At 49.5% G+C, this 14,111-nt stretch carries 14 protein-coding genes and 1 other annotated feature; of the genes, 5 read left to right on the top strand and 9 right to left on the bottom strand.

Translation table 11 applies throughout. From position 1 onward, the window contains the following. Positions 1 to 2 precede the first annotated feature (2 nt). The 3 genes from ihfA to pheS are packed head-to-tail and all read right to left on the bottom strand — an operon-like array spanning position 3 to position 3,689. Complete coding sequence (ihfA, locus tag ACSBQN_RS07400) at positions 3 to 299, bottom strand: integration host factor subunit alpha (RefSeq protein ID WP_004235369.1); 297 nt, start codon at positions 297 to 299, stop codon at positions 3 to 5. Positions 300 to 303: 4 nt separating this feature from the next. Continuing rightward, positions 304 to 2,691, bottom strand: coding sequence for a phenylalanine--tRNA ligase subunit beta (gene pheT / locus ACSBQN_RS07405; protein ID WP_354633274.1), 2,388 nt, complete (start codon positions 2,689 to 2,691; stop codon positions 304 to 306). A 14-nt stretch (positions 2,692 to 2,705) separates the two neighbouring features. Then, entirely contained in the window at positions 2,706 to 3,689 is a 984-nt protein-coding gene (gene pheS / locus ACSBQN_RS07410) for a phenylalanine--tRNA ligase subunit alpha (RefSeq protein WP_354633273.1), read from the bottom strand. Between pheS and ACSBQN_RS07415 the strand changes: the two genes are divergently transcribed. Further along, complete coding sequence (locus tag ACSBQN_RS07415) at positions 3,688 to 3,972, top strand: hypothetical protein (protein ID WP_024473271.1); 285 nt, start codon at positions 3,688 to 3,690, stop codon at positions 3,970 to 3,972. The two genes, pheS and ACSBQN_RS07415, sit on opposite strands and share 2 nt — an antisense overlap. Beyond that, positions 3,779 to 3,904, bottom strand: a sequence feature (Phe leader region). Its footprint overlaps the gene before it by 126 nt. Positions 3,973 to 4,046: 74 nt before the next feature. Here the strand turns inward: ACSBQN_RS07415 and rplT are convergent. The 6 genes from rplT to ACSBQN_RS07445 form a co-directional block, all read right to left on the bottom strand. Further along, complete coding sequence (rplT, locus tag ACSBQN_RS07420; RefSeq protein WP_004235362.1) at positions 4,047 to 4,403, bottom strand: 50S ribosomal protein L20; 357 nt, start codon at positions 4,401 to 4,403, stop codon at positions 4,047 to 4,049. Between the two features lie 39 nt (positions 4,404 to 4,442). Next, positions 4,443 to 4,640, bottom strand: coding sequence for a 50S ribosomal protein L35 (gene rpmI, locus ACSBQN_RS07425; RefSeq protein ID WP_004235358.1), 198 nt, complete (start codon positions 4,638 to 4,640; stop codon positions 4,443 to 4,445). A gap of 91 nt (positions 4,641 to 4,731) precedes the next feature. Beyond that, positions 4,732 to 5,271, bottom strand: coding sequence for a translation initiation factor IF-3 (gene infC, locus ACSBQN_RS07430; RefSeq protein WP_071592720.1), 540 nt, complete (start codon positions 5,269 to 5,271; stop codon positions 4,732 to 4,734). 3 nt (positions 5,272 to 5,274) lie between these two features. Beyond that, positions 5,275 to 7,206 carry a threonine--tRNA ligase gene (thrS, locus tag ACSBQN_RS07435; protein ID WP_004235354.1) on the bottom strand — a complete coding sequence of 644 codons (1,932 nt, stop codon included), beginning with the start codon at positions 7,204 to 7,206 and terminating at the stop codon, positions 5,275 to 5,277. Between the two features lie 332 nt (positions 7,207 to 7,538). Next, the gene (locus tag ACSBQN_RS07440; protein ID WP_434991639.1) at positions 7,539 to 9,092 is read right to left on the bottom strand and encodes a phosphoethanolamine transferase; all 1,554 of its coding nucleotides are present in this window, start codon (positions 9,090 to 9,092) and stop codon (positions 7,539 to 7,541) included. A 479-nt stretch (positions 9,093 to 9,571) separates the two neighbouring features. Then, a complete protein-coding gene (locus tag ACSBQN_RS07445; RefSeq protein WP_024473273.1) occupies positions 9,572 to 10,252 on the bottom strand; it encodes a transglycosylase SLT domain-containing protein in 681 nt (226 codons plus the stop codon). Between the two features lie 237 nt (positions 10,253 to 10,489). Between ACSBQN_RS07445 and ACSBQN_RS07450 the strand changes: the two genes are divergently transcribed. Genes ACSBQN_RS07450 through ACSBQN_RS07465 form a run of 4 tightly spaced genes read left to right on the top strand, consistent with a single transcriptional unit; the run spans position 10,490 to position 14,023 of the window. After that, positions 10,490 to 11,419, top strand: coding sequence for a metal ABC transporter substrate-binding protein (locus ACSBQN_RS07450; RefSeq protein WP_354633271.1), 930 nt, complete (start codon positions 10,490 to 10,492; stop codon positions 11,417 to 11,419). Then, positions 11,416 to 12,300: a manganese/iron ABC transporter ATP-binding protein gene (locus ACSBQN_RS07455; protein WP_024473275.1), complete on the top strand. Its 885-nt coding sequence runs from the start codon at positions 11,416 to 11,418 to the stop codon at positions 12,298 to 12,300. The genes ACSBQN_RS07450 and ACSBQN_RS07455 overlap by 4 nt, the downstream gene beginning before the upstream one ends. Continuing rightward, on the top strand, positions 12,297 to 13,172 hold the full coding sequence (locus ACSBQN_RS07460) for a metal ABC transporter permease (protein ID WP_004239973.1): 876 nt from the start codon (positions 12,297 to 12,299) through the stop codon (positions 13,170 to 13,172). Before ACSBQN_RS07455 ends, ACSBQN_RS07460 begins: the two co-directional genes overlap by 4 nt. Continuing rightward, complete coding sequence (locus ACSBQN_RS07465; RefSeq protein WP_354633270.1) at positions 13,169 to 14,023, top strand: metal ABC transporter permease; 855 nt, start codon at positions 13,169 to 13,171, stop codon at positions 14,021 to 14,023. Before ACSBQN_RS07460 ends, ACSBQN_RS07465 begins: the two co-directional genes overlap by 4 nt. The last annotated feature ends 88 nt before the right edge of the window (positions 14,024 to 14,111 follow it).

The raw sequence follows: 14,111 nt of genomic DNA on the forward strand, positions 1-14,111 counted from the left end.
TCTTACTCTTTCGGTGTCGATTTTTCGACCTTGGCTTTCAGTTTCTGCCCCGGACGGAAAGTGACAACACGACGGGCTGTGATAGGAATATCTTCACCCGTTTTAGGGTTACGGCCCGGACGCTGATTCTTGTCCCGCAGATCAAAGTTTCCGAAACCGGATAATTTTACCTGCTCACCATTCTCAAGAGAACGGCGTACCTCTTCAAAAAACAGTTCAACCAGGTCCTTCGCATCGCGTTTGCTCAGGTCCAGTTTTTCCGACAGATTTTCTGACATTTCAGCTTTAGTAAGCGCCATAGGTTTAGTCCCTCAAGGATGCTTTAAATCGCTGTTGCAACGCGGCAACGCATTTGTTTACGGTTGCTGCAATTTCATCTTCTTCAAGTGTACGCTCTGTATCCTGTAAGGTCAGACTGATCGCCAGACTCTTATAACCCTCAGCAACACCCTTACCATAGTACACGTCAAATAAGTTTATGCCAACTAACTGATTTACGCCAACTTTTTTACATTCGTTCAGAATGTCTTGTGCAGCGACGTTTTCCGGCACAACGATGGCGATATCCCGGCGGTTCGCAGGGAAGCGTGAAATTGCTTCAGCCTCAGGAATAATACGGTTTGTCAGTGCGTCCCAGCGGATTTCAAAGACAACCGTACGGCCGTTGAGATCCAGTTTTTTCTCCAGTTCCGGATGAACCACACCGATATAACCAATATGCTCATCTTCCAGATAAATCTCAGCACCTTGTCCCGGATGGAGGGCCGGATTTGTCGTTGCTTTAAACGATACACGATCTAATTTGCCAGTCAATTCCAAAATGGCTTCCAGATCACCTTTTAAATCATAAAAATCAACGACCTGTTTTTCCGATGACCAGTGTTCTTCATTACGGTTACCGGCGATAACGCCTGCCAGCATGGTTTCCTGACGGATCCCGAGGTCTGCGGCCGCATCCGGCACAAAGCGCAGACCGGATTCAAACAGGCGGACACGGCTCTGCTGACGGTTCTGGTTGTACACAACAGTGCTTAACAGGCCGGTCAGCAATGACAGACGCATGGCTGACATATCCGCAGAGATTGGGTTCGGCAGAATAATCGCGTCCTGACCCGGGTGCAGCAGGGTCTGAATTTTCGGGTCGACAAAACTGTAGGTAATCGCTTCCTGGAAACCACGGTCAACCAGCAGTGTTTTCACACGCTTAAGCGGCAGATGTGCTTCGTGGCGGGAGGTCATAATCAGGTCAGCGCGCAGCGGAACATCCGGGATATTGTTGTAGCCGTAAATACGGGCCACTTCTTCCACCAGATCTTCCTCAATTTCCATGTCGAAACGCCATGACGGCGCAGTCACCAGCCACTGATCCTGAGACATTTTCACATCACAACCCAGGCGGGTCAGAATATCCGTTACCTGCGCATCATCCACATGATGGCCGATCAGACGGTCAAGCTTGTTACGGGTCAGTGTGATCGTTGCCGTTTTCGGTAAATCAGCCTCAGAAACCACTTCAATGATTTCGCCCGGCTCACCGCCGCAGATATCCAGAATCAGACGGGTGGTACGCTCAGCCGCGATACGCTGTAACTGCGGGTCCACGCCGCGCTCAAAACGGTGTGAAGCATCGGTATGCAGACCATACTGACGTGCACGGCCGGTGATAGCCAGCGGGTTAAAGAATGCGGTTTCCAGCAGGATATTTTTAGTGGTGTCAGACACACCAGAGTGCTCGCCGCCGAAAATACCGGCCATACCCAGCGCACCACGGCGATCTGCAATCACCAGAATGTTATCTGTCAGTGTGACTTCGTTGCCGTCCAGCAGCGTCAGTTTCTCACCCTGCTCTGCCATGCGGACAATCAGTTCACCCTCAAGGGTATCCAGATCATAAGCATGCTGCGGCTGACCCAGCTCCAGCAGAACGTAGTTGGTGATATCCACGACCGGATCGATAGAACGGATGCCGCCGCGGCGCAGTTTTTCCACCATCCACAGCGGAGTTTTTGCTGTCACATCGACGTTTTTAATCACACGTCCGGTAAAACGCGGACACGCCTGCGGCGCATCAACACGGATAGGGAACGTGTCCTGATGGACAGCGGCGACCGGGGACATATCCGGAGCCTGATAATCCATCTTATTGAGAACCGCCACATCACGGGCCACACCACGGATGCTCAGGCAGTCCGCACGGTTTGGTGTGATGCTGATTTCAATCGCGGTATCATCCAGCTTCATATAGTCGCGCAGATCGGTACCGATTGGCGCATCTGCCGGTAATTCAATAATACCGCTGTGGTCAGCGCTGATACCCAGCTCAGAGAATGAGCAGAGCATACCTTCTGACGGCTCGCCGCGCAGTTTGGCAGCTTTGATTTTAAAATCGCCCGGTAAGACCGCACCGACTGTCGCAACAGCCACACGCAGCCCCTGACGGCAGTTTGGCGCGCCGCAAACAATATCGAGCAGGCGGTCACCGCCGGTATTCACTTTTGTCACACGCAGTTTATCGGCGTTCGGGTGCTGTCCGCACTCAACCACTTCCCCGATAACCACACCGTTAAACTGACCGGCAACGGCTTCTGTGCCGTCCACTTCCAGGCCGGCCATGGTAATCTGATCAGATAACGCGTCGCTGCTGACAGCCGGGTTTACCCATTCGCGTAACCAGAGTTCACTGAATTTCATGAGAGTATCCCGCCTTATTTGAATTGCTTGAGGAAACGAAGGTCATTTTCGAAGAATGCGCGTAAATCGCTCACGCCGTAGCGCAGCATAGTCAGGCGCTCCATCCCCATACCAAAGGCGAAACCGGAGTAAATGTCCGGGTCAATACCGACATTGCGCAGCACATTCGGATGTACCATCCCGCAGCCCAGCACTTCCAGCCATTTGCCGTTTTTACCCATCACATCCACTTCCGCTGACGGTTCAGTGAACGGGAAGTAGGACGGACGGAAACGCACCTGCACTTCTTCTTCAAAGAAATGATTCAGGAAATCATGCAGTGTGCCTTTAAGATTAGTGAAACTGATATCAGTATCCACAATCAGACCTTCTGTCTGATGGAACATCGGGGTGTGAGTCTGATCGTAGTCATTACGGTAAACACGGCCCGGCGCAATAATGCGGATTGGCGGCTGTTTATCTTTCATGGTACGGATCTGCACGCCGGAGGTCTGCGTACGCAGCAGACGTTTGGTGTCAAACCAGAAGGTATCGTGATCAGCACGTGCCGGATGGTGTGCCGGAATATTCAGTGCGTCAAAGTTATGATAGTCGTCTTCGATTTCAGGGCCGGATTCAACAGAAAAACCCAGTTCGCTGAAAAAGGTTTCGATACGTTCAATCGTACGCGTGACCGGATGCAGACCGCCATTTTCCATGCGGCGTCCCGGCAGAGAGACATCAATCCGCTCTTCAGCCAGACGGGCATTCAGCGCCGCAGATTCCAGGGAATCTTTGCGGGCATTCAGTGCGGTCTGAACTTCTTGTTTGGCTTCGTTAATCACTGCACCCGCAGCAGGACGATCTTCCGGCGGCAGATCCCGCAGCGATTGCATCTGTAAGGTTAAATGCCCTTTCTTACCCAGGTATTCAACACGTACCGATTCCAGCGCTGCAACATCCTTTGCCTCTTCGACGGCTGCTTTTGCCTGAGCAACCAGTTCAGCGAGATGTGGCATGTTTTCCTATTCCTCTGACCCTGTGGTCTTCAATTATGACGACGGTGCTGCCGGACGTGATTATCTCACCCGCTCCGGCAAGCCCCTGAAACAAAAAAGCCTCCAAACTGGAGGCTTACGGCGTTACTTTTCGTTTCTTTTTTACGCGCAAAGCCCCCTGAGTTCAGGCGCTAAAGTAAAAAAAGAAGCGGAAAGAAACGATATTATTCATTTTCTCAACTATTTATCAGTTAACCGGATGTATTTTGTCATATTACGCGAAAAACATACGGATATACAATGACAAATTATTCATTTCACAGATTTTTTCTGCCGGATAGCAAAAGAGGGAGCAAGCTCCCTCTTTTGTCTGAACAATTACGCCAGAGCGCCTTTTGCTTTTTCGACCAGCGCAGTAAATGCGGCTTTATCGAATACAGCGATATCGGCTAAGATCTTACGATCGATTTCGATGGATGCCTTTTTCAGACCGTTGATGAAACGGCTGTAAGACAGACCATTCTGACGAGCTGCTGCGTTGATACGTGCAATCCACAGCTGACGGAACTGACGCTTACGCTGACGACGGTCACGGTAAGCATACTGGCCAGCTTTGATTACTGCCTGGAAGGCAACACGATAAACGCGCGAACGGGCACCGTAGTAACCTTTCGCTTGTTTCAGAATTTTTTTGTGACGTGCGCGAGCAATGACACCACGTTTTACACGAGCCATACTAATCTCCTAAAGTCGTAAACTTTGCTAAAAACTTGCTTATGCGTATGGCAGGCAAGCGACAACTAAACCCAGATCCCCTTTGGAGACCATACCTTTCGGACGTAAATGACGTTTACGCTTAGTTGATTTTTTAGTCAGGATATGACGGAGGTTAGCATGCTTACGCTTGAAACCACCTTTAGCGGTTTTTTTGAAACGCTTAGCTGCACCACGTACAGTTTTAATCTTTGGCATTTTTATTTCCACTTCGCATTGTTAAACAACGAATTAATCCGGCGAATAAAAGCCGGGGTTGCCCCCGGCATTTATTACTTGGATTGCCGGACTATTTCTTCTTAGGAGCGAGCACCATGATCATCTGGCGACCTTCGATCTTCGACGGGAAGGATTCGACGGAAGCTAATTCACTCAGATCGTCTTTGATGCGGTTAAGCACTTCAATACCAATCTGCTGGTGCGCCATTTCACGACCACGGAACCGCAGTGTGATTTTGGCTTTATCGCCATCTTCAAGAAAACGAACCAGGTTGCGTAGTTTGACCTGATAGTCGCCTTCATCTGTGCCAGGACGGAATTTGATTTCCTTAACCTGAATAACTTTTTGTTTCTTCTTCTGCTCTTTAGCCGATTTGCTTTTCTCGTAGAGGAATTTGCCGTAATCCATGATACGGCAAACGGGCGGTTCGGCATTAGGGCTGATTTCAACTAAATCAACCCCGGCTTCCTCGGCTTTCTCAAGAGCTTCTCTCAGGCTGACAACACCAAGCTGCTCGCCTTCAAGACCAGTTAAACGAACTTCATTGACACGGATTTCCGTATTGATACGGTTCGGACGTGCTGTTTGAATTCTTTTTCCGCCTTTAATACCTTATTCCTCCGGTTGTTCTTCAAGTCTGCGACTGCGAATTTCTTCAAGCAGTGCGTCTTTAAATTCGCTCACGTTTATGCTGCCAAGATCGTTGCCGCGGCGGGTACGAACAGACACTTCGCCTGTTTCCATCTCTTTATCACCGCAGACCAGCATATACGGAACACGACGTAGCGTGTGTTCGCGAATTTTAAAGCCAATCTTCTCATTTCTCAAGTCTGCTTTTGCACGAATTCCGGCATCCTGCAGTTCTTTGACGACTTTCTGGACATAATCGGCCTGAGAATCAGTGATGTTCATCACCACTACCTGGTTAGGCGCTAACCATGTCGGGAAGAAACCGGCAGTTTCTTCAGTCAGGATACCAATGAAGCGCTCCATCGAGCCTAAGATCGCGCGGTGAATCATCACCGGGGTCACGCGTTCATTGTTTTCGGCAACATAAGTTGCCCCCAGACGAGCCGGCAGAGAGAAATCGAGCTGCACTGTACCACATTGCCATGCACGATCCAAACAATCATACAAAGTAAATTCAATTTTCGGCCCGTAGAAGGCACCTTCGCCCGGCAGATATTCGAATTCGATGTTGTTTTCTTTCAGTGCACTTGCCAGGTCAGCTTCGGCTTTGTCCCACTGGACATCAGAACCGATGCGTTTTTCCGGACGGGTGGACAGTTTAACCACAATCTTTTTAAAGCCGAAAGTGGAGTACATGTCATAGACCATGCGGATACAGGAACTGACTTCGTCCATTACCTGCTCTTCTGTACAGAAGATGTGCGCATCATCCTGAGTAAAGCCGCGGACACGCATCAGGCCGTGCAGTGCACCGGAAGATTCGTTACGGTGGCAGCTGCCGAACTCCGCCATACGCAGCGGCAGATCACGGTAAGAACGCAGACCCTGGTTGAAGATCTGAATATGACCCGGACAGTTCATCGGCTTAATGCAGTATTCACGGTTCTCGGAAGAGGTTGTGAACATGTGCTCTTTGTAGTTTTCCCAGTGTCCTGTTTTTTCCCACAGAACGCGGTCCATCATAAACGGACCTTTCACTTCCTGGTAATCGTACTCTTTCAGTTTCACACGGACGAACACTTCCAGCTCACGGAAAATTGTCCAGCCGTCGTTATGCCAGAACGCCATACCCGGCGCTTCTTCCTGCATATGATACAGGTCAAGCTGCTTACCGATTTTACGGTGGTCACGTTTTGCGGCTTCTTCCAGGCGCTGCAGATAAGCGGCTAACTGCTTCTTATCGCCCCACGCTGTGCCGTAAATACGCTGCAGCATTTTGTTTTCGCTGTCGCCGCGCCAGTAGGCACCGGCCACTTTCTGTAATTTGAAGTTATGGCAGAAGCGCATATTCGGTACGTGCGGACCACGGCACATATCGACATATTCTTCATGGAAATACAGCGCAGGATGCTCATCCTGACCGATATTTTCGTCCAGAATTTCAACCTTGTAATCTTCGCCGCGGGAAACAAACGTCTCGCGGGCCTCGCCCCATGTGACGCGTTTTTTAACGACGTCATAATCTTTTTTGGCGAGTTCCATCATCCGCTGTTCGAGTTTCTCGAGGTCTTCCTGGGTCAGTGACTCATCAAGATCAACGTCATAATAGAAACCGTTATCGATTACCGGACCAATCGCCATGCGGGTGTTCGGCCATAACTGTTTGATGGCATGACCTAACAGGTGAGCACAGGAGTGACGGATAATTTCCAGTCCTTCCTCGTCTTTAGCGGTGATAATGGCTAAATTTGCATCGTGTTCAATCATGTCGCAGGCATCGACCAGCGTACCGTTGACACGACCCGCGATACAGGCTTTCGCCAGACCGGCACCGATATCATTCGCAACATCAAGGACAGAAACAGGATGGTTAAACTGGCGCTGACTGCCGTCAGGAAGAGTAATTACAGGCATTTTTAAATCCTTATCTACAGTGGTGACCCATACGTAAGATCACATATAGAAATCTCATTTATTTGATTTTCAGTACGTTACCGGCAATTTCTTGCGTACATTGCAAGCCGGGTCACACCTGCGGATCATAATCTGCCGGGCGCCCTTGCCGGAACTCAAAATCCATACTAGCACAGCAAATAAGGATTAATAGATTTATGTGACCAGGTATCTGAAAAAGTGTGCCATGTCACAAAGAATGCAGAAATTATGAACATTTCCTTTTTAAAACAGTGCCTGCGGCGGATTTTAAATCATTTTTTTGTACTGTCAGAATCCGCCGCAGGCCGTTTTCAGGGAAGAACCAGATTATCTTCAGGTAATGAATCAAATGATTTCAGTTCATTTTTAAAATTCACCACACTCTTTTGGCCGGCACATTCGGTATCCCGCAACCAGTCACAATGATTATCCAGTTTGGCCTCTTTAATGCCCATCCACTGACTCAGCAGAGGCAGCATCGATAATCCGCTGCGGAAATGTGTTATGCGGTTTTGTGACTGTGCATCAAATGCAGTAATAAAAAACGGCACCTGAAAATTTTGTTTCATGCTGTCGCCGTGTGTCAGATTGGTATTCTCTGTGCCCTTATCCGTAAACAGCAGACCGTGGTCAGAGAAGTAAGCCATTGTCCAGCGCTGATGCTCCTGCCCTGCCATCGCGGCAATATCGGACAGTAATTTATCGGTATTCTCAATACTTTTGATATAGCAGGAAATATTACGGGAACCGATAAATTTATCGAAATTTTCAGTCAATCTTCCGCAGGGTTGCGGATGAGAACCGATTAAATGCACCACAATCAGTTTTTTACCGTTCTTCTCTGCCAGCGCATCGCGGACAAACGGCAGCAGCATTTCATCCGGCCCGCCTTTATCTGAACGGTTCGGGGCGAGAAAATGATAAAAACCCGCTTTTTTCCCCATAATCCCCACCGGAGAATCATAAATGCCTTTCATATGCTGATTTGAAATCCAGTACGTATGAAAACCGGCTTTATTTGCCAGTGCGATAAGATTATTACTCAGGTTTGTCACATTCCCTTCACGGGCAGCAAGTGCATTTGTCAGGGAGAGCGTGGTGGAACCGGACGCAGAAATATAGTTATCGAAAAACAGGCCGTTGCGGCTGCTCATCCACGGTGTATTCGGGTGTAATTCAAAACCGAATGCATGCATAAAATCTTTGCGGACACTTTCACCGATGACAAGAATATAGGTGTCATAACCGGTCTCTGTGACTTGCGGATCCCAGTGATCACTGGTTTCAATAACCTTGGCATAACGCAGATTATCTTTGCGGATTTGCACATAGCTTTCATAACTGTCACGGAAAAAACGGATTTCCGGTAAACCGGACTTAAATACCGAGACAAATCCTTCAGATTTTCCCTGAATATAATCTTTTGAGGATGACCAGAATGCGGTAATAAAAAAGACGGTAAACAATACAATTCGCTGATGGCGTTTTTTCGGCGGCTTCATCAGCAGCGCACAGCCTGCGGATACCAGCAGTCCGGCAAGATACAGATAGGTTTTGAACGGAAGTCCGGCAATATATTCCAGTGATTCCCCGTTATCCGTATACATCAGTGAACCAACCGCATTCACATCAGGATAACCGTAATTAATCCCTACCGCCCCGTAAATAAGGCCCAAAAGTAAATATATTGTCAGCAGCAGAACATACAGCACCCGGCTGAATGACAAACAGAATGTAAACAGCGCCGCCGCACTGAGAACATAAATAAACTTATATTCATAACCAAAACTTAAATGCAGAACCGACAGAAACAGAAAAAGTCCGGCTGTCGCAATAAAAATCCGTAACATACGTGTTGTCATCATACCCGGCAATTTTAATTATCAGTACAGAGAAAGTCCCGCATTATAGCGGGACTTTCCTCCGGGGACGACCGCTTTGTAACAATCACAGCTCTCAATTATTCACACCACAAAACTACCAGGTAAAACATTGATACAATTTATCATTGTTAATTCACCAATTGTAAAATGTTGTCCGTTATACTCCGTCCGTAGTAGAGATAAGTGAACTTTTGGTATTTCTCTTGCCCTGATCCTGAATCAGGGCTTTTTTTTTCATTTTTTCCGCACAACACGCAATTCCTCATACTCCCTCATTCTTTTCTTCACTATTAATGATGCCGGTCGTATGCTTTTTATACACAGAAGACGGACGCGTCATACCGAAATATCAGACGGATTTTTTGCAGCGGGAAATTCTGCGGGACAATGTCCGCTGCAGATCCACACTGCGGCGCAGTATCTGCAACGGAGAAAGAGTTCAGGAAGGGAAAATCAGAGAGTCAGTCGGCCATCGCCAGCGCGCGGTACGCGTTTTTCACTTTCCACAGATAACGGGGAGCCTGTGATGCAGGGTGTTTGCTCTGCACATGCTCATAAAATTCATCGGCTGACAGCGCGTTAATTTTTTCAATCGCCAGTGACCGGTTGTTATCAAACGTACGCAGTAATGCACCGGCGCCGTTAACATAAGAGACAATCGTTGCGTAATTGAGGGTTTGCGGGTCGGTAATGCCGGCCAGATGCTGGTCACGGATAATCCGGATATAGGTGGTACCGATGTCGATATTGGTTTGCGGATCCAGCAGTTCACGGGTGCTCGGTTCGCCGTTGCGGCCTTTCACACGATAGGCATCGCGCCCGGCGGTTGAGGCTTTAATCTGCATCAGACCCACCGCGTTGGATTTGCTGATCACGTCCGGCCGGTAAGAGGATTCCACCTCAATAATGGCGCGGATCAGTGTTTCATCAACTTCATAACGGTTGGATGCCTGGCGGATAAACTGATCAAACGGAGTGGCCGGATAGACACCACTGCCCTTTACCGGATAGGCGGAATAATCACCGATGCCGGACGATGGCGGCGTTATCCAGCCGCCGGAACCGGTACGGGACTGTTTGCTGCTTCCTGAGCAGCCCGCCAACAATAATGCTAAAGCAATCACACTAACGGTTTTTTTCACTCTGTTACCCTTTATCCGGCATTCTGACGAAGCTAAGAATACTGAAAACACACATAAACCAAAAGGAGTTTACTTAACTTTTACATTTTATGTGATTCATAGCATAGTGTGAATCGATCGTACTGAATGTTATAAAGATATTACGGAAGTGCTTGACAATACTAAATGATATTGATAATCATTATCAATAACGATATCCTTAGTGATTGTCACACTTTAACCAGGCAGGCTTATAAAATGAACAAAAAACAAAATGTGTTTTCCCTTCCGTCCCTGACACAGATATTCCGCCATGCTGTGCTGCTGCTTACCCTGTGCGCGGTCAGCGGATATGCCGCTGCAGCGGAGAAAAAATTTAAGGTCGTAACCACCTTCACCATTATTCAGGATATGGCGCAGAATGTGGCCGGTGATGCCGCTGTTGTGGAATCCATCACCAAACCCGGGGCCGAAATCCATGACTACCAGCCAACCCCGAAAGACATTATGCGGGCGCAGGATGCGGATCTCATCCTGTGGAACGGCCTGAACCTGGAACGCTGGTTTGAGCGCTTCTTTGAAAATTTACAGGATGTCCCGGCGGTTGTCATTACCGAAGGTATTACCCCTAATTCCATCCGCGGCGGCGCCTATAACGGTAACCCGAACCCACATGCCTGGATGTCCCCGACCAACGCCCTGATGTACATCGAAAATATCCGGGCTGCGCTGGTAAAACATGACCCGGCGAATGCGGAAACCTACAATAAAAACGCAGCTGAGTATGCCGCGAAAATAAAAGCACTTGATGCCCCGCTCCGTGCCCGTCTGGCCAATATCCCGGAAAATCAGCGCTGGCTGGCGACCAGTGAAGGCGCATTCAGTTATCTGGCCAATGATTATGGTTTTCAGGAAGTGTATCTGTGGCCGATTAACGCAGAAGAGCAAGGTACCCCGCAACAGGTCCGCCACATGATTGATACCGTCCGCGAATATAAAATTCCGGTTGTATTCAGCGAAAGCACCATTTCCGACAAACCGGCTAAACAGGTCGCCAAAGAAACCGGTGCAGAATACGGCGGCGTACTGTATGTGGACTCCCTGTCTGCCGCTGACGGCCCTGTTCCGACCTATATTGATCTGCTCAATACCACTGTAGATACTATCGCCAAAGGATTTCATCAATGAGTGATCAATTCAGCAAACCACAGCTGGTTGTCGATAACGCCACTGTCACTTATAACAACGGCCATACCGCGATTTTTGATGCCAGTTTCAGCATAGAGGGCGGCTCTATCTGCGCCCTCGTCGGTATTAACGGCAGCGGTAAATCCACCCTGTTTAAAACTATTATGGGGCTGGTCACACCGACACAGGGCCGGGTGACACTGAATGATGAACCGGTGCGTGCCGCGCTGAAAAAGAATGTCATTGCCTATGTCCCGCAGACAGAAGAAGTGGACTGGAACTTTCCGGTTCTGGTCTCTGATGTGGTGATGATGGGCCGCTACGGAAAAATGGGGTTTCTGCGCATTCCCGGTAAAGAGGACAAAAAAGCTGTCGCCGATGCACTGGAACGTGTCGGCCTTACCGGGCTGGGTCACCGTCAGATAGGCGAGCTTTCCGGCGGTCAGAAAAAGCGCGTGTTTCTGGCCCGCGCGCTGGCACAAAACGGTAAAGTATTGCTGCTGGATGAGCCTTTTACCGGTGTGGATGTCAAAACAGAGAATGCCATTATCGATTTACTGCGCTCACTGCGCGAAGAGGGGCATCTGGTACTGGTCTCCACCCATAACCTCGGCAGTGTGCCGGAATTCTGTGACCATGTGATTCTGATAAACCGTACGGTGCTCGACAGCGGCCCGACCGCCACCACGTTTACCCAGAAAAATCTGGAAAAAACCTTCGGTGGTGTGCTGCGTCATATCAATCTGTCCGGACCGGATCTGCATGACGACGATGACCCGCGTTCACTGACTGTTATTACAGATGATGAACGCGCCGCTGTCTTCTACGGCCATCAGGACAATCTGACGGTGAAAACCGGCAGTAAGGAAGAGCAGCCATGACAGAGCTGTTACTCCAGCCGTTTGAATACAACTATATGGTAAAAGCCATCTGGGTGAGCGGTATTGTGGGCGCGGTGTGTGCCTTTCTGTCCGCTTACCTGATGCTCAAGGGCTGGTCACTGATGGGAGATGCTCTCTCCCACTCTGTGGTTCCCGGTGTGGCGGGGGCTTACGCTCTCGGTTTCCCCTACTCTGTCGGTGCGTTCTTCACCGGGATGCTCGCTGCCCTTTCCATGACCTTTGTCCGGCATCTGACCCGCCTGCGGGAAGATGCGGTGATCGGGTTTATATTTTCCACCTTCTTTGCCGCCGGTCTGCTGATCGTTTCCCTGAACCCGACCTCTGTGAATGTACAGACCATTATTATGGGGAATATCCTCGGGATTGCCGATGAAGACATGCTGCAGGTGGAAATTATTATTGCTGTTTCTTTCCTCGTGCTGATGTTCATCTGGAAAGATCTGCTGGTGGTTTTCTTTGATGAAACCCATGCCCGCTCAATCGGCCTGAACCCGCTGGCACTGAAAATTATTTTCTTTACCCTGCTCAGTGCCTGTACTGTCGCGGCACTCCAGACAGTCGGGGCGATTCTGGTGATTGCGATGGTAATTACCCCGGGAGCCACCGCCTATCTGTTAACTGATCAGTTTAAAAAACTTCTGGTTATCGCGGTTGTATTAGGGGCTGTCACCAGCAGTGCCGGCGCCTACATCAGTTATTTCCTGAACGGCGCGACCGGCGGCATGATTGTGACCTTACAGACTATTGTTTTCCTGATTGCCTTCTTCTTCGCACCAAAACACGGCATGCTCTCAGCCCGCCGCCGTGCCCGCCGTGAATCAGCAAAACTGCGTCAGGAGGCAAACTCATGAGTGATTTTCTGACCTCTCTGTTTATTGACCCGTTTGCCTTTCCGTTTATGCAGCGGGCTATGTTTGCTGCTATTCTGACCGGCGCGGTCTGTGCCGTTCTCTCCTGCTTTCTGGTGCTCAAAGGCTGGTCGCTGATGGGGGATGCCATTTCCCATGCGGTATTGCCGGGTATTGTGCTGGCCTTTGTGATGGGCATTCCGCTGATTATCGGTGCGTTTATATCAGGGCTTTTCTGTGCTTTTGCCACCGGTTACCTGAAAGAACACAGCCGGATCAAAGAAGATACCGTGATGGGGATTGTGTTCTCCGGTATGTTTGCCCTCGGCCTGGTGCTGTTCACCCGTATTGATACCGAACAACACCTGACACACATTCTGTTTGGTAACATCCTCGGGATCACGCAGGCAGAACTGCGTCAGACCCTGATCATCGCGGGGCTGACCATGGTGGTACTGATGGTGAAATACAAGGATTTCATGCTGTACTGCTTTGATCCCAACCAGGCACGGGTTATCGGACTGCCGGTCCGCATGCTGCACTACGGGCTGTTATCACTGCTGGCACTGACCATCGTCGCCTCTCTCCAGGCGGTCGGGATTATTCTGGTGATCGCCATGCTTATTTCTCCGGGTATCATCGCCTTCCTGCTGTGCCGCAGCTTCGGCAAAATGATCCTGGTGGCGATTCTGGTCTCTGTCAGCTCCAGCTATACCGGCACTGTCGTCAGCTTCCATATCGACGGCGCCACCGGTGCCTGTATTGTTCTTGTGCAGGCACTCTATTTTGTGCTGGCACTGATTTATAACCAGCTGCGGTTATCTGCCCTGAAACGCCGCAGACAGGTTGCCTGACCTTCTGCATCACAGGGGATATTCTGTTACCGGGATATCCCCCGCTTCCGGACTCTTCCGAAACAGCCATCCGTTTTTGTCCTTTTCT

The sequence above is a fragment of the Morganella sp. B601 genome (genome assembly GCF_051172335.1).
GTDB lineage: Bacteria > Pseudomonadota > Gammaproteobacteria > Enterobacterales > Enterobacteriaceae > Morganella > Morganella morganii.

Excerpts from the sequence above, each read along its gene's own strand:
- ihfA (WP_004235369.1), bottom strand. The coding sequence starts at position 299 with ATGGCGCTTACTAAAGCTGAAATGTCAGAAAATCTGTCGGAAAAACTG.
- ACSBQN_RS07450 (WP_354633271.1), top strand. The coding sequence starts at position 10,490 with ATGAACAAAAAACAAAATGTGTTTTCCCTTCCGTCCCTGACACAGATA.
- ACSBQN_RS07440 (WP_434991639.1), bottom strand. The coding sequence starts at position 9,092 with ATGATGACAACACGTATGTTACGGATTTTTATTGCGACAGCCGGACTT.
- ACSBQN_RS07415 (WP_024473271.1), top strand. The coding sequence starts at position 3,688 with ATGTTTTCCTATTCCTCTGACCCTGTGGTCTTCAATTATGACGACGGT.
- ACSBQN_RS07460 (WP_004239973.1), top strand. The coding sequence starts at position 12,297 with ATGACAGAGCTGTTACTCCAGCCGTTTGAATACAACTATATGGTAAAA.
- ACSBQN_RS07455 (WP_024473275.1), top strand. The coding sequence starts at position 11,416 with ATGAGTGATCAATTCAGCAAACCACAGCTGGTTGTCGATAACGCCACT.
- ACSBQN_RS07465 (WP_354633270.1), top strand. The coding sequence starts at position 13,169 with ATGAGTGATTTTCTGACCTCTCTGTTTATTGACCCGTTTGCCTTTCCG.
- pheS (WP_354633273.1), bottom strand. The coding sequence starts at position 3,689 with ATGCCACATCTCGCTGAACTGGTTGCTCAGGCAAAAGCAGCCGTCGAA.
- pheT (WP_354633274.1), bottom strand. The coding sequence starts at position 2,691 with ATGAAATTCAGTGAACTCTGGTTACGCGAATGGGTAAACCCGGCTGTC.
- thrS (WP_004235354.1), bottom strand. The coding sequence starts at position 7,206 with ATGCCTGTAATTACTCTTCCTGACGGCAGTCAGCGCCAGTTTAACCAT.
- rplT (WP_004235362.1), bottom strand. The coding sequence starts at position 4,403 with ATGGCTCGTGTAAAACGTGGTGTCATTGCTCGCGCACGTCACAAAAAA.
- rpmI (WP_004235358.1), bottom strand. The coding sequence starts at position 4,640 with ATGCCAAAGATTAAAACTGTACGTGGTGCAGCTAAGCGTTTCAAAAAA.